Genomic DNA, 16,915 nt, shown 5'->3' with positions numbered 1-16,915 from the left:
TAACGTCCTCATAGTCGTATCGACAGGCCATCGGCCAACGATTGGCGATACGCACGCCAGGCTGGCACGCAGCCCATCAGCAGCGCGGCGATCAGGATGCCACCGAGCAACGCCCATTCATATTCACTCGGCCAGGCCAGCGGCAGGTACAAGCCGTAATTCGCCTGCACGTAACCCTGAGCTGCGGCAATGCACACATACAGCAACGCCACACCGGCAATCACTCCGGACAACGCCAGGGCAAAGGCTTCCAGCACCAGCAAGGTCGCGATGTGCCACGGCCGAGCGCCGACCGAGCGCAGAATCGCCATCTCGCGGCGCCGTTCATTGAGGCTGGTGAGGATCGCCGTGAGCATACCGATCAACCCGGTCAGCACCACGAACAGCGAGACGACGAACAAGGCTTTTTCCGCCGTGCTCATCAAACTCCACAGCTCTTGCAATGCCACACCCGGCAGGATCGCCAGCATCGGCTCGCCACGGAATTCATTGATCTCCCGTTGCAGCGCAAACGTTGAAATCTTGCTGTTGAGGCCGAGCATGAACGCTGTGATCGCTTGCGGCTTCAGGTCCATGTTGCGCGCTTGGTCGGCACTGATCCGGCCTTTACCGCGCGCCGGCACGCCGTTGTGCCAGTCGACGTGAATCGCTTCCATCCCGCCGAGGCTGATGTGCAGCGTGCGGTCCACCGGGGTGCCGGTGCGTTTGAGAATGCCGACCACGGTGAACGGTTTGTCGTCGTGCTTGACCAGGCTGATCGCCGCCACGCCATGGGCCAGCACCAGTTTGTCGCCGAGCTTGTAATGCAGCGCGTCGGCCACCTCGGCGCCGAGCACCACTTCGAACGGATCGCTGGCGAAGGCGCGGCCGTCGGCCAGCTCCAGGTGCTGTTGATGGCCGTACTGGTAATGTTCGAAGTACGCCTCAGTGGTGCCCATCACGCGATAACCGCGATGGGAATCACCCAGGGACATCGGGATCGCCCACTTCACTTTCGGGTTGTTGGCGAAATTTTCAAAGCTGTCCCAACGGATGTTGTTGGTGGCGTTGCCGATGCGGAACACCGAATACAACAACAGGTTCACTGAGCCGGAACGCGCGCCGACGATCAGGTCGGTGCCGCTGATGGTGCTGGCGAAACTGGCCTTGGCCTCGGTGCGCACCCGCTCCACGGCCAGCAACAGGCAGACCGACAGGGCGATGGCGAACGCAGTGAGGATCGCGGTGAAGCGACGGTTAGCCAGGCTGGCCATGGCTAGACGAAACAAATACATCTCAGACCTCGGACGGGGTGGCGGCACGATTGAGATCGGCCAGCGACAGGTGGCGATCGAACAGCGGCGCGAGGCTCTGGTCATGGCTGACAAACAACAGGCTCGACCCGGCTTCGCGGCATTCGGCGAACAGCAGGCGAATGAAGTTTTCGCGGGCGTCGTAGTCCAGGGCCGAGGTCGGTTCGTCGGCGATCACCAGTTCCGGTTGACCGATCAAGGCGCGCGCGGCGGCGACCCGTTGTTGCTGACCGATGGACAGCGAATCGGCGCGGCGACTGAGCAGGTTCTGATCGGTCAAACCCAAGTGGGCGAGCAGGGTGGCTGCCGCCTGATCGACACTGCCGTGACGCTGTTTCGCCCGTTCGGCACGCAGTTTGGAGAAGTGGCAGGGCAGCTCAACGTTCTCGCGCACCGAGAGGAACGGCAGCAAATTGAACTGCTGAAAGATGTAGCCGGTGTGATCGACCCGGAAGTGGTCGCGGGCACCGGCCGAGAGTTCGGTCAGCTCCTGGCCAAGCAGGCGAATGCTGCCGCGATCAGGCTTTTGCACGCCGCCGAGCAGGCCCAGCAGGGTGGTCTTGCCGCTGCCGCTGGGGCCTTTGAGGAACAGGGTTTCACCTGGTTCCAGACGAAATGCCGGGATGTCCAGCAGCGGCGGATGACCGGGCCAACTGAAGCCCAGGTCGGACAGTTCGATGAGTGCTTGGGTCATAGCGCCGATTTCATGGGGTTGGGGTACTTGTCTCAATGTCACATACAACACCGATCCCTGTAGGAGCGAGGCTTGCCCGCGAAGAGGCCATTACATTCAACAGTGATGTCGACTGTCAGATCGCTTTCGCGGGCAAGCTTCGCTCCTACAGGATTGGTGTCGGATCAGAATTTCAGGGCAGCCGCCTTGGCCGTCACTTCAACCCCTTGTTGCCCGCTCGGGCTGATCAGTTGTACCTGAATCTTCTGGGTGGCCGGGAATATGTTGAAGATAGTCGCCAGGTCCAGGGTTTTCAGCGCGCCGGGGGCCGAGCAGCTGAATTGGTAATGGGCGTGAATCTCGCTGTGGTCATGGTGATGCTCGTGACCGTCCTTGGCGTCTTCGTGATCATCTTCGTCATGATCATCGGCATCTGGCTTGTCACCGAACAGCGGGCTTTCCAGTGCCTGGGTCGCAATCACGCAACCGGCGGCTTTTGGCAGGTTGAACAGCACCAGCGGTTTTTCCAGCTGGGCACGGACGGCGGCGACCTTGGCCTTGTCGGCGTCGGTGGTGGCAGCGTGTTCGAAACCCACCAGGTTCATCGCCGGGCTTTCCAGCTCCAGCTCCAGGGTCTGGCCGTCCAGTGCCGCGTTCAGACGACCTACGCCATGTTCGTGGGCGCCGAGACTGCCGTGCTCATCGTGATCGTGATCATGCTCGACAGCGGCATGGACGACAGCCAGCGGCAACAAGGCAAACGGCAAAGCGAGCAGCAGACGGCGCATGGCGGGTCTCCGAAAAGTAGAATGAAGAATTTGTTATGTGATCTTATAACGAAAGTGCCGAGAGTTTGACCGTCTGCTTGGCGTTGCGCAAGACCCATGGGAGCATGCGAGTCAGGTATGTGCAGGAGCAGACTTATGTTGCGAATACGCGGAAGCATCGGCGACTGGCCGGTGGATTTGACGCTGGAACTGGATGAGGGCGACTGGGCACAGCTTGGTGCGCAGTTGCAGGCAGCAAAGCCCGAGGCGAGTGCTACGCCTGCCAAACCGGTGAATCAGGACGAGGCGCTGTGGCAGATCGCCAAAGAACTGCTGCGCAAGGCCGGGCAGCTCAGCGGGCCGGACTTGCTGGAGCAACTGGAAGGGCTGACCGGCAGCGCAGCAGCGGGCAAGCGCTTGTTGGTGCGCTTGCGCCACTGCGCAGACGTCAAAGTGGTGAGCGGCGGGGATACGCCGCTCTACATCTGGCGCGAGTAAGCCGCGAAAAAGATCGCAGCCTGAGGCAGCGATCTTTTGATTTTAATAAAGAGCGGCAAACAACTTGCGACGGTACGTGGTCACCAGCGGGTGATCGTTGCCCAGCAGTTCGAACACTTGCAGCAAGGTCTTGTGCGGCAAGCCTTCGCTGTAGCTGCGATTGCGGATGAACAGTTTCAGCAACGCATCCAGTGCAGCGTCGTATTGCTGGCGGGCCAGTTGCTGGATCGCCAGTTGATAGACCGCCTCATCGTCCTGCGGATTTTTCGCCAGACGCGCTTTCAGATCTGCCGCATCCGGCAAATCCCTGGCCTGACCGAGGAACTGGATTTGCGCCTTGGCGCCGGCCAGCGCGGCCTTGTGTTCATCGGTCTTGACCGCGTCGAGCACGATTTGCGCTTCACCCAGCTCGCCGCGCTCGGTGAGGCAGCGAGCGTAGAGGATCAGCGCCTTGGCATTGGTGTTGTCTTCAGCCAGCAGTACTTTGAGCACGGCTTCGGCGTCGGCGTAGCGGCCGTCATCGAACCGCGCCTGAGCCTGTTCGAACGGATCGGCCGCAGCGGGCGGCGGCATTTGCACGTGGGGTTCGAGCATCGTGCGTACAGCCGATTCCGGTTGCGCACCGGCAAAGCCGTCCACCGGCTGACCGTCCTTGAACAGCACCACGGTCGGCAGGCTGCGGATGCCGAAGCGCGCAACAATGTCCTGCTCGATGTCGCAGTTGACCTTGGCCAGCAGCAACTCGCCCTGATAGCTCTCGGCGATGGTTTGCAGCATCGGCATCAAGGCCTTGCACGGCGCACACCATTCGGCCCAGAAATCCACCAGCACCGGTTTGTGAAAAGAGTTCTCGATCACCGACTGGTCAAAATCGGCAGTCGTGGCGTCGAAAATGTACGGCGTTTCCTGACTCATGGGGGATCTCGTAAAAGCGTGAATGAGGTCACTATAAGGCTTGGTGGGGGGTGGCTGAAAGCGGAGTAACCATTGAGAGATGTGTTGCCTGACAGGGCGCCTTCGCGGGCAAGCCCCGCTCCTACAGTTCCACGCTGAACCAACCCTGTAGGAGCGAGGCTTGCCCGCGAAGCTTTTTGCTATCCACGCCGCGCATGGTAAAAGCTCACATGCCGAAACTCTTCGGGTTCGGCCAGGTCCGGCAAGGTCATCGCTTGCAGCATCTCGATGCGCCGATACAGCGGATGGCGAAAATCCCTCACCCGCGAATCCGCCACCAACGCTTCCCGGCCACGGCTGAGAAACTCGTCGAGCAACGGCAAATTCGCCCGGTCGTACAACACATCGGCTACCAGAATCAGATCAAACCGATCTGCCTCGGCGAAAAAGTCCGTCGAATAGCTGAGTTGTACATCATTGAGTTCGGCATTCGCTCGACACGCGGCAATCGCCAGCGGGTCCAGGTCGCAGGCCACCACTTCCAGCGCTCCGGCCCTGACTGCCGCGATCCCCGCCACTCCGGAGCCGGCACCGAAATCGAGCACCCGTTTGCCTTTGACCCACTCAGGGAATTGGGCGAGGTAGCGGGCGACCGCCAGGCCGCTGGCCCAGCAGAAACTCCAGTAGGGCGGCTCATGGAGAATCCGCCGGGTTTCTTCCGGGCTGAACGCGCGGTCCATGTTGTCGCCGTCGATCAGCCAAAGCTTCAGATCGGTCTCCGGCAACTCACAGGCAACCAGCTGTGCATCACCGAGCAGTTCACCCAACGCCTGTTGCAGGTCGAGCGGTGCAATCATGGCGCTTTGACAAATTGCAGCTGACCCAGTGCTTGCGTCGTTGGCTGGCTGATGACTTGCGCCGGCAGATGCAGAATCAACTGCCCGGACTGGCTGGCGCGGCCGCGAAGCTCGACGCGGGCACCAACCGGAAAGGATTCAGGGTTGAAACGCAGGCGAAACGGCAACACCTGATTGGTGCCGATCAGGCTGGAACTGGCGAGCAATTGTTGTGGGCGGTCCTTTTCGTCGATCACCAGCAACGCCAGTTCGACCTCGGCACCGGTCGGCACGCCCTGCAGGGCTCCGCTCAATTCACGTTGATAAGCCGGCAGCGGACCGAGCTCGGTCGACGCCTTGGCTTTCTTTTGCGCCTGTTGCGGTGCAGGGCCGGGTGTCGGTGGCTGGGGTTTGGGCGCATCGCTGCCGCAGGCCACCAGCAGGCTGAAAACACTGAGCAGGACGAGCGGTCTTAGGGACATTTGCGGCTCCAGCAAGGTGAAATCCATGGATCAAACTATATAGCCCGTCTGTATACCGCAAACCCTATGGCTTGTCTTGCCACCGGGATGCGCTACCATGGCCCTCCCATTTTTTGTTGCCTGCCACCATGCACTGTCCCTTCTGCGGTGCCAACGACACCAAGGTCATCGACTCGCGTCTGGTCGCCGAGGGCGAACAGGTGCGCCGCCGGCGTGAATGCCTGGCCTGCGGCGAACGTTTCACGACGTTCGAAACCGCTGAACTGGTGTTGCCGCGCCTGATCAAAACCGACGGCAGCCGCCAGCCGTTCGACGAAGAAAAACTGCGCGCCGGTATGCAGCGGGCGCTGGAGAAGCGCCCGGTGAGTGTCGAGCGCCTGGAATCGTCGCTGGTGCACATCAAACACAAGCTGCGCGCCACCGGCGAACGCGAGGTCAAATCCCTTGTGGTCGGTGAACTGGTGATGGCCGAGCTGCAAAAGCTCGATGAAGTCGCCTATATCCGCTTCGCTTCGGTGTATCGACGCTTCCAGGATCTCAACGAGTTCCGCGAAGAGATCGATCGCCTCGCCCGTGAGCCGGTGAAAGAATGACGACCTCTCCTGAACAAGCCATCCTCGACGCCCATTACATGGCCCGCGCCCTGGAACTGGCGCGCAAAGGTCATTACACGACGCACCCCAACCCTCGGGTGGGTTGTGTGGTGGTGCGTGACGGGCAGATTGTCGGCGAAGGCTGGCATGTGCGCACCGGTGAGCCCCATGCCGAAGTCCACGCCCTGCGAGCAGCTGGCGACAAGGCGCGGGGCGCCACGGCTTACGTGACCCTCGAACCTTGCAGCCACCACGGCCGTACGCCGCCCTGCGCCGATGCACTGGTGAATGCCGGTGTGGCGCGCGTCGTTGCGGCGATGCAGGACCCGAACCCGGAAGTCGCCGGTCGCGGTCTGCAACGTCTGGCCCAGGCCGGGATCGCCACTGAACGCGGCGTGCTGGAAGGCGAGGCGCGCAAGCTCAATGAAGGTTTCCTCAAACGCATGGAGCACGGCTTGCCGTTCGTGCGGGTCAAGTTGGCGATGAGCCTCGACGGTCGCACGGCGATGGAAAGCGGCGAGAGCCAGTGGATCACAGGTACAGCGGCGCGTTCAGCGGTACAACGGCTGCGCGCTCAGGCCAGCGTGGTGCTGACCGGCGCCGATACGGTGCTTGCGGACAATGCGCGTTTGACCGTGCGCGCCGATGAATTGGGCCTGGACCCCGAACAAACGGCCTTGGCCATGAGCCGCCCGCCGCTTCGCGTGCTGATCGACGGTCGCCTGCGGGTGCCGCTGGATGCGCCGTTCTTCAAGGCCGGCCCGGCGCTGGTCGCGACGTGCATGGCGATTGAAGAGCAATACGCCAACGGTCCGGAATGCCTGATCGTGGCTGGCGACGATGGCTTGGTCGACTTGCGCAAACTGCTGGTTGAACTGGCTGCCCGTGGCGTCAACGAGGTGTTGGTCGAGGCCGGCCCGCGTCTCGCCGGGGCGTTTGCTCAGCAAGGGCTGGTGGACGAATTCCAGATATTCATCGCCGGCAAGTTTCTCGGCTCCTCGGCCCGACCCTTACTGGACTGGCCACTGGCGCAGATGAAAGACGCGCCCGAGCTCAAAATCACCGAAATCCGCGCGGTTGGCGATGACTGGCGAGTCACTGCCATCCCTGCGCCATCGGCAAGCGTATAATTCCCGGCCATTGCTCTAGCGCTGGCCCTGTTCTCGAGGAGGACTCCATGTTTACCGGCATCATCGAATCCATCGGCAGTATTCGTGCATTGACCCCAAAAGGCGGAGATGTGCGGGTTTACGTAGAAACCGGCAAGCTTGACCTGAGCGACGTCAAACTGGGCGACAGCATTGCCGTCAACGGCGTGTGCCTGACGGCGGTTGAACTGCCGGGTAATGGTTTTGCGGCGGACGTCAGTCGCGAAACCCTCGACTGCACCGCCATGAATGACCTCAAAAGCGGCAGCCCGGTGAATCTGGAAAAAGCCCTGACTCCGACCACCCGCCTCGGTGGGCATCTGGTCAGCGGTCACGTCGATGGCGTGGGCGAAGTGGTTGCCCGCACCGAAAATGCCCGCGCGGTGGAGTTCCGCATCCGTGCTCCGAAAGACCTGGCCAAGTACATCGCCCATAAAGGCTCGATCACCGTCGACGGCACCAGCCTGACCGTGAACGCGGTCGATGGCGCCGAGTTCTTGCTGACCATCATTCCTCACACCCTGAGCGAAACCATCATGGCGTCGTACCAGCCGGGTCGCCGGGTGAATCTGGAAGTGGACTTGCTGGCCCGTTATCTGGAGCGCCTTCTGCTCGGCGACAAGGCGGCAGAGCCAAGCGACTCTTCGCAAAGGCCAGGCAACATTACAGAAAGCTTTCTGGCCGAGAACGGCTACCTCAATTCCTGAAACTCAATTTTTGAAAGAAGGGGGGTGCCTTGTGGCGCTCAATAGCATCGAAGAACTGGTTGAAGACATCCGCCAAGGCAAGATGGTCATCCTCATGGATGACGAAGACCGCGAGAACGAAGGCGACCTGATCATGGCCGCCGAGTGCTGCCAGCCTGAACACATCAACTTCATGGCCAAGCACGCCCGTGGCCTGATCTGCATGCCGATGAGCCGCGAGCGCTGCGAACTGCTCAAGCTGCCGTTGATGGCGCCACGCAACGGTTCCGGCTTCGGCACCAAGTTCACCGTGTCCATCGAAGCCGCCGAAGGCGTCACCACCGGTATCTCCGCGGCCGATCGCGCGCGCACCGTGCAAGCGGCCGCCGCCAAAGACGCCAAGGCTGAAGACATCGTCAGCCCGGGTCACATCTTCCCGCTGATGGCCCAACCCGGTGGCACCCTGGCTCGCGCCGGCCACACCGAAGCTGCGTGCGATCTGGCGCGCATGGCCGGTTTCGAGCCAAGCGGCGTGATCTGCGAAGTGATGAACGACGACGGCACCATGTCCCGTCGCGCCGAACTCGAAGCGTTTGCCGCCGAACACGACATCAAGATCGGTACCATCGCCGACCTGATTCACTACCGGATGATCCACGAACGTACCGTTCAGCGGATTGCCGAGCAGCCGTTGGACAGCGAATTGGGCCAGTTCAACCTGGTGACCTATCGTGATTCGGTGGAAGGCGACGTGCACATGGCCCTGACGCTGGGCACCGTGTGCGCTGAAGAGCCAACGCTGGTCCGGGTGCACAACATGGACCCGCTGCGTGACCTGTTGATGGTCAAACAACCGGGCCGCTGGAGCCTGCGCGCCGCCATGGCTGCGGTTGCCGAGGCTGGCAGCGGCGTGGTGCTGTTGCTCGGTCACCCGCTTGATGGCGACGTGTTGCTGGCGCACATCCGTGAAACAGCGGAGCACGTACCGACGAAAAAACCGACCACCTACAGCATCGTCGGTGCCGGTTCACAGATCCTTCGGGACCTGGGCGTACGTAAAATGCGCCTGATGAGTGCGCCGATGAAATTTAATGCGATATCCGGTTTCGATCTGGAAGTTGTAGAATACGTGCCCTCCGAATAATGACCCGGACTTTGGCATCGTTGAGGCTTGTTTGATCTACTGTGGCGAGGGAGCTTGCTCCCGCTTGGGTGCGTAGCGCCCACAACAGGGGCCGCTACGCAGCCCAGCGGGAGCAAGCTCCCTCGCCACAACGATTTGCAAGTGAACATCGTTGCGGTTTCCGGCGCTGTATTCGTGGCTAATATCACTGAGGGACGCGTAGAAAACGCGTCCCGGCTCTTTAAGAGATCTAACGAATGACCCTGAAGACCATCGAAGGTACCTTCATCGCCCCTAAAGGCCGCTACGCTTTGGTAGTGGGCCGTTTCAACAGTTTCGTCGTTGAAAGCCTGGTCAGCGGTGCAGTTGATGCCCTGGTTCGCCATGGCGTGAGCGAAAGCGACATCACCATCATCCGTGCGCCTGGCGCCTTCGAAATCCCGCTGGTTGCGCAGAAAGTCGCTCAGAAGGGCGAATACGCGGCAATCATCGCCCTGGGCGCAGTCATTCGTGGCGGTACTCCGCACTTCGAATACGTGGCTGGCGAATGCACCAAGGGCCTGGCCCAGGTGTCCATGGAGTTCGGCGTACCGGTCGCTTTCGGCGTGCTGACCGTTGATTCCATCGAACAAGCCATCGAACGTTCCGGCACCAAGGCCGGTAACAAAGGTGCTGAAGCAGCCCTGTCCGCTCTGGAAATGGTCAGCCTGCTGGCGCAGTTGGAGGCCAAGTGATTAGCGACGATAGCGATCGTTTCAACCCGCGCGATCCAAAGCCTGCGGATGCCGGCAAGCCATCGAAAAGCGCCAAGCGTCGCGAAGCCCGTCAGCTCGCGACTCAGGCGCTGTACCAATGGCACATGGCCAAGCAGTCGCTGAACGAGATCGAAGCGCAGTTCCGGGTCGATAACGATTTCAGCGATGTCGATGCCGCGTACTTCCGCGAAATCCTGCACGGGGTTCCGGCGCACCGTACCGAAATCGACACCGCACTCAAGCCATGCCTGGACTTGACCATCGAAGAGCTGGATCCGGTTGAACTGGCGGTTCTGCGTCTGTCCACCTGGGAACTGCTCAAGCGCGTCGACGTGCCATACCGCGTTGTGATCAACGAAGGTATCGAACTGGCCAAGGTTTTCGGTTCCACCGACGGCCACAAGTTCGTCAACGGTGTGCTCGACAAGCTGGCCCCGCGTCTGCGTGAAGCTGAAGTGAAGGCGTTCAAGCGCTGATCGGCGCTTGAGTTTGCGATGGGCGAGTTTGAGCTGATCCGCAATTTCTTCGCCGCCGCGCCTTGTGCGCAAGGCGGCGAAGGCGTTGCCCTCGGGATCGGCGATGACTGCGCCTTGCTGGCTGTTCCCCCCGGGGAGCAGTTGGCGATTTCCACCGACACGCTCGTGGCCGGTGTGCATTTCGCAGACCCCTGCGACCCGTTTCTGCTTGGTCAGCGCTCGCTGGCCGTGGCCGTCAGTGACCTGGCCGCCATGGGCGCCACTCCCATTGCCTTTACCCTTGCCCTGACCTTACCGACGGTGACCGCCGATTGGCTGGAAGCCTTCGCCCGTGGTTTGAGCCTCATGGCGCAAAATTGCGGTGTGGCCCTGGTGGGCGGCGATACCACCCGTGGGCCGTTGAGCCTGACCATGACCGTGTTCGGTCGGGTGCCGACCGGTCTGGCATTGACCCGCAGCGGCGCACAGCCGGGCGATTTGCTCTGCGTGGGCGGTGAGCTGGGTAACGGCGCGGGCGCATTGCCGTTGGTGCTTGGCCAGCGGACTGCCGAAGCGGCCATCGCCGATCCGTTGCTGGCCCAATACTGGTCGCCGCAACCGCAGCTTGGTCTGGGCATGGCGTTACGCGGCAGAGCCACTGCGGCGCTGGACATCTCCGACGGCCTGCTCGCGGACTGCGGGCACATCGCTCTCGCGTCGAAGGTCGGCATTCAGCTTGAACGGGACACGCTGCCATTGTCGAAAGCGTTAGTCGCCTTCCTCGGTCAATCGGGGGCAGAAGTCGCGGCCCTGAGCGGGGGTGATGATTACCTGCTGGCCTTTACCTTGCCGTCCGTGGAGTTGCCGCAATTGTTGAGCGACGGCTGGCCGATCCATGTGGTCGGACGTGTTGTGACGGGGCAGGGTGTGGTGCTGCTGGACGCCAACGGACACGACATCACCCCGCAAAACCGGGGCTATCAACATTTTCGGGAGACACCGTGACAGATCATCCCAAACAGGTCCCGGCGGAGTTCGTACCGCCGTCGGTCTGGCGTAATCCATGGCATTTCCTGGCGTTCGGCTTCGGCTCGGGCACTTTGCCAAAAGCGCCTGGCACCTGGGGTTCGATAGTAGCGTTGCCCTTCATTCCGTTGTGGCAGATGCTGCCCGATTGGGGCTACTGGCTGATGCTCGGCATCACCATGCTGTTCGGCTTCTGGCTGTGCGGCAAGGTCGCTGACGATTTGCGCGTGCACGACCACGAAGGCATCGTCTGGGACGAAATGGTCGGGATGTGGATCACTCTGTGGCTGGTGCCGGAAGGTTGGTATTGGTTGTTGGCGGGGTTCCTGATGTTCCGCTTCTTCGACATCCTGAAGCCCTGGCCGATTCACTGGATCGACCGGCATGTGCACGGTGGCGTCGGGATCATGCTCGACGACGTGCTGGCCGGGGTGTTCGCATGGTTGGCGATGCAAGGGCTGGTATGGATTTTTGCCTGACGGGCAAAACAGGGGACTAGGGATGGCTCGACGCTGGTTGGCTGTGATGGTTTTCGCGATGTTTTGCTCGCTCGCCCAGGCGGGTGACGAGGCGACGACGCCGTCGGTGATTCATCTGGCCAGCGAAGACTGGGAAGACTACACCGCCGCCGATGGCCATGGTCTGGGCTGGGACGTGTTGCGGGAAGTCTTCGAGCCGGCGGGGGTCAAACTGGACATCCGCAGCGAACCCTACGTGCGCTCCATGGGCCTGGCCCTGCGCGGCGAAGTGGATGCCTGTGTCGGCTCCTATCGTGATGAGTCCAGCGATCTGCTCTATCCGCGCTGGAACTTCGATACCGATCACATCTATGCCCTGGGACTGGCCAGCAACCCAGCACCGACCCCGGAAACCCTGGGCAATTATCGACTGGCCTGGGTCCGCGGCTACGATTTTCAGGATTACCTGCCCAACATACGCCGCTATAACGAAGTCATGCGGCGTACCGGGATTTTGTCGATGTTGACCCACAATCGCGCCGACTTTTACATCGACGCGCTGACCGAGGTCGACTATGTCCTCAAATGGGCCAAGGATCCGTCGCAGTTCCGTCGCACCCACATCGCGGAATTGCCGCTGTATCTGTGCTTTGCCAAGACCCCCAAGGCCCGGACACTGATGGCGCTGTTCGATCAGCGCATGGAGAAACTGGTGAAAAACGGCCAGCTGAAACCGATCTTCGAGCGCTGGAAACAACCCTATCCGTTCGACCCGAACTGAACACGGTCAATGTGGGAGCGGGCTTGCTCGCGAATGCGGTGTATCAGTTAACATTGATGCCGGCTGACATACCGCATTCGCGAGCAAGCCCGCTCCCACACGGTCGACAGCAGGGCCGATATCTAACTTATTGATCGTTATGCCCCATAATTCAGCCTAAGCGTCTGTAGGAACGTGCTGTTACAATGCCGCCTCTGCGAATCTTCAGTACTTTTAGATCAGGAGCACACCGGTGCCTGTCGTTTTTGTCGCCGCTTCCAAGCTGCCAACGCCTTTTGCGCAATTCACAATGCATGGCTTTCTCGATGAAGAGAACGGGCGCGAGCACGTGGTGCTGAGCCTGGGTGAGTTCGCCGACGGTGCTCCGGTACTCGGCCGGTTGCACTCCGAGTGCCTGACCGGCGATGCCTTGTTCAGCCAGCGTTGCGACTGCGGTTCGCAACTCGAGGCGGCGTTGCAGGCGATCGCCCGGGAAGGCCGTGGCGTGTTGCTCTACTTGCGTCAGGAAGGTCGCGGCATTGGCCTGTTGAACAAGATCCGCGCCTATGAATTGCAGGACGGCGGTGCCGACACCGTAGAAGCCAACGAGCGTCTGGGTTTCGCCGCAGACCAGCGCGACTACGCCATGTGCCTGCCGATGCTGGAGCACCTGGGCGTGAAGTCCCTGCGTCTGATGACCAACAACCCACGCAAGGTCAAAGCCTTGACCGACATGGGCATCGTGGTTGCCGAACGCGTGCCGTTGCACACCGGGCACAACCCGCACAACAAACTCTATCTGGCGACCAAGGCCAGCAAGCTCGACCATATGATGGGTAACGAGCATCAGGGCGAGGTTGACCGGGCGTGACCCGCGGTCAGGTACGGCGTCGACTGTCCGTCAACTGGTGGCAATACCTGGCGCTGGCCTTGGTGCCGCTGTTCGTGATCAATGGCGTATTCGGCCAAAGTGAGGCGATTCTGCCGGTGCTGGCCATGCCATTGTTCATCGCCGGTGTGGCCTCGATGTTTGTGAGTCTGAAGTTCTTTGGCGGCTACAAGCGCGCACTGATCGCCACCCAGAAAGCCCTCGACACCCCTGAAGAGCCCACCGCCTGGATCACCTTGGCCGCGAAACGCCGCGCCGCGTTTCTGGCCGCCGGCTTGCCCGCCTGGATCGGTGCGCTGGCGGTATTCGTCGGTCTTGAAGCCGTGCCGCTGGTGCTGCTGGCGCTGTCGACCACGGTGCTGTTCTACCTCTACCGTATCCCGCGTCAACTCGGCTGATGCGCAGCGTCTGGCTGGCGGTGTTGTTGCTGGCCGTCAGTGGCTCGGTGGCTGCGGTCGAGCGGGTCGTCAGTCTGGCACCGTCGCTTTCTGAAATTGTCGTGGAACTGGGCTCGGCTGACCTTCTGGTCGGTGTGCTGGATGGCGGTGAACGTCCCGTTGAGCTCAAAGACATTCCTTCGGTAGGCCGCTACGGCCAGTTGGACATGGAGCGATTGCTCAGCCTCAAGCCCGATTTGTTGCTGCTCTGGCCGGGCAGTGTAGGGCCGGCTCAGCGTGAGCAACTCAAACGGCTGAACATTCCCACCTATGTCGCCGACTCCCACAACCTCGAACAACTGACCGCCCAGATTGAAATGATCGCTGCGCAACTCGGCCGCCCGGAACGTGGCGTTTCGTTGGCCGTAAATCTGCGTCAGCGGCTCGATTCCCTGCGCCAGCGCTATCGAAGGGATGAGCCGTTACGGGTGTTTTATCAAGTCTGGGATCGGCCGCTGTACACCGTTGGAGGTGGGCAGATCATCAGCGATGCGCTGGAGATTTGTGGTGCACGCAATGTGTTTGCCGACCTGTCACAGCCTGCACCACAGGTCGGTGTGGAGGCGGTGTTGCAGCGCAATCCCGAGGTGATTCTGGCCGGTGACCAAGCGCAGCTTGATGCGTGGAAGGCCTGGCCCCAGGTGGCGGCGGTGACGCAGGGGCAATTGCTGTTGGTGACCGATAAAGGCCTGGAGCGGCCAAGTGGGCAAATGATCGAAGCGACGGCCAAGTTGTGCCAGTTGATCGCGCCCGACCGTTGAGGCCGAGGCGCGGCCTTCGCGGGCAAGCCTCGCTCCTACAGGGGTTGAGTGGATCAAAGAATTTGCGAACAACACCAACCTCTGTAGGAGCGAGGCTTGCCCGCGAAGAGGCCCGCCTGGCTGGGCACCACGCTTGTAATGTTCGAGGTCGGCTCGTTCAACTGTTCGGACTCAATAACCAGAGCGGAGAGGTGAATGGCAGCATGGGCTCCCACACGTGCTTTAAGCACTCCGGGCATTCAGCTTGCCACTCACCGCTCTCACCCTCAGTCTAATTCCTGCGCAAGACACAAGCGGGCTTGCTCGCGAAGGCGGTGTGTCAGTCAACATTGATGCCGACTGACACACCGTATTCGCGGGCAAGCCCGCTCCCACAGGGTTTTGCAGATGTCTGATGTTTAGATGTTCAGCAGTTGCAGCCGCTGACGAATCGAAGCCTCGATCCCGACCTCATCCAGCCCGCATTCGGCCAGCATTTGTGCAGGCTTGGCGTGCTCGACATAGATGTCCGGCAAGCCCAGGTGCAGCATCGACTTGAGGATGTTTTCGCGGGCGAGAAACTCGCTGACCGCGGCACCGGCACCGCCCATGATTGCGTTCTCTTCGACGGTCACCAGCAATTCATGGCTGCCGGCGATTTCGCGAACCAGTGCTTCGTCGAGCGGTTTGACGAAACGCATGTCGACCACGGTCGCATCCAGCGTCTCGGCAACTTTCAGTGCCTCGGCCAGTTGCACGCCGAACACCAGCAGGGCGACTTTGCTGCCCTGACGGCGAACCACACCCTTGCCGATTTCGATCGGTTCGAGGTCTTTCTCGATGGTCGCATTCGGGCCAGTGCCGCGCGGATAACGCACCGCCGCCGGGCCGTTGTACAGGTGACCGGTGCTGAGCATTTTGCGCAGTTCGTTTTCGTCGCTCGGGGTCATCACCAGCATGCCGGGGATGCAACGCAGGAACGACAGGTCGAAGCTGCCCGCGTGCGTCGGGCCGTCTTCGCCCACCAGGCCAGCGCGGTCAATGGCGAACAGCACGTCGAGGTTTTGCACCGCGACGTCATGAATCAGTTGGTCGTAAGCGCGCTGCAGGAAGGTCGAATAGATCGCCACCACCGGTTTTGCCCCTTCGCAGGCCATGCCGGCCGCGAGGGTCACGGCGTGTTGCTCGGCAATCGCCACATCGAAGTAACGCTGCGGGAAGCGCTCGCTGAAGGCCACCAGATCGGAGCCTTCCTTCATCGCCGGGGTGATCCCCACCAGACGCGAATCGACCGCGGCCATGTCGCACAGCCACTCACCGAACACACCGGAATACTTCGGCCCGCCGGCCTTCTTCGGCGGGTTGGCCGGGGCGTCCAGGGGTTCAAGTTTGGTGATGGCGTGGTAACCGATCGGGTCGACTTCCGCCGGGGCGAAGCCTTTGCCTTTCTTGGTGACCACATGCAGGAATTGCGGGCCTTTCAGATCGCGCATGTTGCGCAGGGTGGCGATCAGGGTCGGCAGGTCGTGGCCATCGATCGGGCCGATGTAGTTCCAGCCCAGCTCTTCGAACAGCGTGCCGGGGACCAGCATGCCTTTGGCGTATTCTTCGGTGCGACGGGCGATTTCCCAGGCGCCGGGCAGGCGCGACAAGACCTTTTTGCTGCCTTCGCGCATGCTTGCGTAAGTGCGGCTGGAAAGGATTTTCGCCAGATAGTTCGACAGCCCGCCGACGTTGCGCGAGATCGACATATCGTTGTCGTTGAGGATCACCAACATGTTGGCGTCCACTTCCGGCGCGTGGTTCAGCGCCTCGAAAGCCATGCCGGCGGTCAATGCGCCGTCGCCGATCACCGCGATCGCCTTGCGATCACTGTGTTGCAGGCGGGCGGCAATCGCCATGCCCAGCGCTGCGCTGATCGAGGTACTGGAGTGACCGACGCCAAAGGTGTCGTACTCGCTCTCGGAACGACGCGGGAAGGCGGCTACGCCGTCCTTCTGGCGCAGGGTGCTCATGCGCTCGCGACGGCCGGTGAGGATTTTGTGCGGGTAGGCCTGATGACCCACGTCCCACACCAGCCGGTCGTCCGGGGTGTCGAAGACGTAATGCAACGCGATGGTCAGCTCGATGACGCCCAGGCCGGCACCGAAATGCCCACCGGTCTGACCGACCGTGTAGAGCAATTCCAGGCGCAGCTCATCGGCCAGGGTTTCCAGCTCGGCTTCGCCTAACCGGCGCAGGCCGTCCGGCGTGTTGGCACGGTCGAGCAGGGGCGTGGTCGGGCGCTTGCGGGGAATCTCATGAAACGTCGTGGGCATCAGGCGAATCGTTATAGGTATAAAAGATGCGGCAGTTTACCTGATGCATCGCCCCCTGCCCACGCGTTGGTCTTTTTTGGCGGAT

General features: G+C 61.4%; 20 protein-coding genes. 13 read left to right on the top strand and 7 right to left on the bottom strand.

Features of this window, described 5'->3' with window-relative positions:
* Nucleotides 1–8: 8 nt before the first annotated feature.
* From ACA044_RS27260 to ACA044_RS27250, 3 genes are all read right to left on the bottom strand, one after another.
* Nucleotides 9–1,274: an ABC transporter permease gene (locus ACA044_RS27260; protein WP_497444078.1), complete on the bottom strand. Its 1,266-nt coding sequence runs from the start codon at nt 1,272–1,274 to the stop codon at nt 9–11.
* A 1-nt stretch (nt 1,275) separates the two neighbouring features.
* Nucleotides 1,276–1,986, bottom strand: a complete 711-nt coding sequence (locus ACA044_RS27255; RefSeq protein WP_497444077.1) for an ABC transporter ATP-binding protein — start codon at nt 1,984–1,986, stop codon at nt 1,276–1,278.
* Between the two features lie 164 nt (nt 1,987–2,150).
* Nucleotides 2,151–2,753: a DUF2796 domain-containing protein gene (locus ACA044_RS27250; protein ID WP_497444076.1), complete on the bottom strand. Its 603-nt coding sequence runs from the start codon at nt 2,751–2,753 to the stop codon at nt 2,151–2,153.
* A gap of 135 nt (nt 2,754–2,888) precedes the next feature.
* Here ACA044_RS27250 and ACA044_RS27245 point away from each other — a divergent pair, with 135 nt between their 5' ends.
* On the top strand, nt 2,889–3,230 hold the full coding sequence (locus ACA044_RS27245) for a hypothetical protein (RefSeq protein WP_497444075.1): 342 nt from the start codon (nt 2,889–2,891) through the stop codon (nt 3,228–3,230).
* Between the two features lie 42 nt (nt 3,231–3,272).
* On the opposite strand, the gene trxA is transcribed toward ACA044_RS27245, so the two are convergent.
* The 3 genes from trxA to ACA044_RS27230 all read right to left on the bottom strand — a co-directional run bounded on the left by trxA (nt 3,273) and on the right by ACA044_RS27230 (nt 5,442).
* Entirely contained in the window at nt 3,273–4,145 is an 873-nt protein-coding gene (gene trxA / locus ACA044_RS27240; protein WP_497444074.1) for a thioredoxin, read from the bottom strand.
* Between the two features lie 179 nt (nt 4,146–4,324).
* Nucleotides 4,325–4,981 carry a class I SAM-dependent methyltransferase gene (locus ACA044_RS27235; RefSeq protein WP_497444073.1) on the bottom strand — a complete coding sequence of 219 codons (657 nt, stop codon included), beginning with the start codon at nt 4,979–4,981 and terminating at the stop codon, nt 4,325–4,327.
* Nucleotides 4,978–5,442 (bottom strand): hypothetical protein, encoded by a 465-nt coding sequence (locus ACA044_RS27230; RefSeq protein ID WP_497444072.1) that lies wholly within the window; start codon nt 5,440–5,442, stop codon nt 4,978–4,980. Before ACA044_RS27230 ends, ACA044_RS27235 begins: the two co-directional genes overlap by 4 nt.
* 128 nt (nt 5,443–5,570) lie before the next feature.
* Here ACA044_RS27230 and nrdR point away from each other — a divergent pair, with 128 nt between their 5' ends.
* From nrdR to ACA044_RS27170, 12 genes are all read left to right on the top strand, one after another.
* On the top strand, nt 5,571–6,035 hold the full coding sequence (gene nrdR, locus ACA044_RS27225) for a transcriptional regulator NrdR (protein WP_003228656.1): 465 nt from the start codon (nt 5,571–5,573) through the stop codon (nt 6,033–6,035).
* On the top strand, nt 6,032–7,165 hold the full coding sequence (ribD, locus tag ACA044_RS27220) for a bifunctional diaminohydroxyphosphoribosylaminopyrimidine deaminase/5-amino-6-(5-phosphoribosylamino)uracil reductase RibD (protein ID WP_497444071.1): 1,134 nt from the start codon (nt 6,032–6,034) through the stop codon (nt 7,163–7,165). The genes nrdR and ribD overlap by 4 nt, the downstream gene beginning before the upstream one ends.
* A gap of 47 nt (nt 7,166–7,212) precedes the next feature.
* Nucleotides 7,213–7,890, top strand: coding sequence for a riboflavin synthase (locus tag ACA044_RS27215; RefSeq protein ID WP_497444070.1), 678 nt, complete (start codon nt 7,213–7,215; stop codon nt 7,888–7,890).
* A 31-nt stretch (nt 7,891–7,921) separates the two neighbouring features.
* Nucleotides 7,922–9,013: a bifunctional 3,4-dihydroxy-2-butanone-4-phosphate synthase/GTP cyclohydrolase II gene (ribBA, locus tag ACA044_RS27210; protein WP_497444069.1), complete on the top strand. Its 1,092-nt coding sequence runs from the start codon at nt 7,922–7,924 to the stop codon at nt 9,011–9,013.
* Nucleotides 9,014–9,249: 236 nt separating this feature from the next.
* Nucleotides 9,250–9,726 carry a 6,7-dimethyl-8-ribityllumazine synthase gene (gene ribH / locus ACA044_RS27205; RefSeq protein ID WP_003185938.1) on the top strand — a complete coding sequence of 159 codons (477 nt, stop codon included), beginning with the start codon at nt 9,250–9,252 and terminating at the stop codon, nt 9,724–9,726.
* Nucleotides 9,723–10,223 carry a transcription antitermination factor NusB gene (gene nusB, locus ACA044_RS27200; RefSeq protein ID WP_497444068.1) on the top strand — a complete coding sequence of 167 codons (501 nt, stop codon included), beginning with the start codon at nt 9,723–9,725 and terminating at the stop codon, nt 10,221–10,223. Before ribH ends, nusB begins: the two co-directional genes overlap by 4 nt.
* Nucleotides 10,224–10,241: 18 nt before the next feature.
* Nucleotides 10,242–11,207, top strand: coding sequence for a thiamine-phosphate kinase (thiL, locus tag ACA044_RS27195; RefSeq protein WP_497444067.1), 966 nt, complete (start codon nt 10,242–10,244; stop codon nt 11,205–11,207).
* Nucleotides 11,204–11,707 (top strand): phosphatidylglycerophosphatase A family protein, encoded by a 504-nt coding sequence (locus tag ACA044_RS27190; RefSeq protein WP_497444066.1) that lies wholly within the window; start codon nt 11,204–11,206, stop codon nt 11,705–11,707. The genes thiL and ACA044_RS27190 overlap by 4 nt, the downstream gene beginning before the upstream one ends.
* Before the next feature lie 22 nt (nt 11,708–11,729).
* Complete coding sequence (locus ACA044_RS27185) at nt 11,730–12,467, top strand: substrate-binding periplasmic protein (protein ID WP_497444065.1); 738 nt, start codon at nt 11,730–11,732, stop codon at nt 12,465–12,467.
* Between the two features lie 232 nt (nt 12,468–12,699).
* On the top strand, nt 12,700–13,317 hold the full coding sequence (gene ribA / locus ACA044_RS27180; RefSeq protein WP_007906827.1) for a GTP cyclohydrolase II: 618 nt from the start codon (nt 12,700–12,702) through the stop codon (nt 13,315–13,317).
* A complete protein-coding gene (locus ACA044_RS27175) occupies nt 13,314–13,733 on the top strand; it encodes an MFS transporter (protein WP_497444064.1) in 420 nt (139 codons plus the stop codon). The genes ribA and ACA044_RS27175 overlap by 4 nt, the downstream gene beginning before the upstream one ends.
* Nucleotides 13,733–14,533: a cobalamin-binding protein gene (locus tag ACA044_RS27170; protein ID WP_497444063.1), complete on the top strand. Its 801-nt coding sequence runs from the start codon at nt 13,733–13,735 to the stop codon at nt 14,531–14,533. The genes ACA044_RS27175 and ACA044_RS27170 overlap by 1 nt, the downstream gene beginning before the upstream one ends.
* 398 nt (nt 14,534–14,931) lie before the next feature.
* Here ACA044_RS27170 and dxs read toward each other — a convergent pair whose 3' ends face one another.
* Nucleotides 14,932–16,830, bottom strand: coding sequence for a 1-deoxy-D-xylulose-5-phosphate synthase (dxs, locus tag ACA044_RS27165; RefSeq protein WP_497444062.1), 1,899 nt, complete (start codon nt 16,828–16,830; stop codon nt 14,932–14,934).
* Between the last annotated feature and the right edge of the window lie 85 nt (nt 16,831–16,915).

Source organism: Pseudomonas sp. LBUM1673 (genome assembly GCF_059695645.1).
This window is presented reverse-complemented; position numbering and strand designations above follow the sequence as displayed.

Coding starts and splice junctions, on each gene's coding strand:
- ACA044_RS27260 (WP_497444078.1), bottom strand. CDS start 1,274: ATGTATTTGTTTCGTCTAGCCATGGCCAGCCTGGCTAACCGTCGCTTC.
- ACA044_RS27255 (WP_497444077.1), bottom strand. CDS start 1,986: ATGACCCAAGCACTCATCGAACTGTCCGACCTGGGCTTCAGTTGGCCC.
- ACA044_RS27250 (WP_497444076.1), bottom strand. CDS start 2,753: ATGCGCCGTCTGCTGCTCGCTTTGCCGTTTGCCTTGTTGCCGCTGGCT.
- ACA044_RS27245 (WP_497444075.1), top strand. CDS start 2,889: ATGTTGCGAATACGCGGAAGCATCGGCGACTGGCCGGTGGATTTGACG.
- trxA (WP_497444074.1), bottom strand. CDS start 4,145: ATGAGTCAGGAAACGCCGTACATTTTCGACGCCACGACTGCCGATTTT.
- ACA044_RS27235 (WP_497444073.1), bottom strand. CDS start 4,981: ATGATTGCACCGCTCGACCTGCAACAGGCGTTGGGTGAACTGCTCGGT.
- ACA044_RS27230 (WP_497444072.1), bottom strand. CDS start 5,442: ATGTCCCTAAGACCGCTCGTCCTGCTCAGTGTTTTCAGCCTGCTGGTG.
- nrdR (WP_003228656.1), top strand. CDS start 5,571: ATGCACTGTCCCTTCTGCGGTGCCAACGACACCAAGGTCATCGACTCG.
- ribD (WP_497444071.1), top strand. CDS start 6,032: ATGACGACCTCTCCTGAACAAGCCATCCTCGACGCCCATTACATGGCC.
- ACA044_RS27215 (WP_497444070.1), top strand. CDS start 7,213: ATGTTTACCGGCATCATCGAATCCATCGGCAGTATTCGTGCATTGACC.
- ribH (WP_003185938.1), top strand. CDS start 9,250: ATGACCCTGAAGACCATCGAAGGTACCTTCATCGCCCCTAAAGGCCGC.
- thiL (WP_497444067.1), top strand. CDS start 10,242: ATGGGCGAGTTTGAGCTGATCCGCAATTTCTTCGCCGCCGCGCCTTGT.
- ACA044_RS27185 (WP_497444065.1), top strand. CDS start 11,730: ATGGCTCGACGCTGGTTGGCTGTGATGGTTTTCGCGATGTTTTGCTCG.
- ACA044_RS27170 (WP_497444063.1), top strand. CDS start 13,733: ATGCGCAGCGTCTGGCTGGCGGTGTTGTTGCTGGCCGTCAGTGGCTCG.
- dxs (WP_497444062.1), bottom strand. CDS start 16,830: ATGCCCACGACGTTTCATGAGATTCCCCGCAAGCGCCCGACCACGCCC.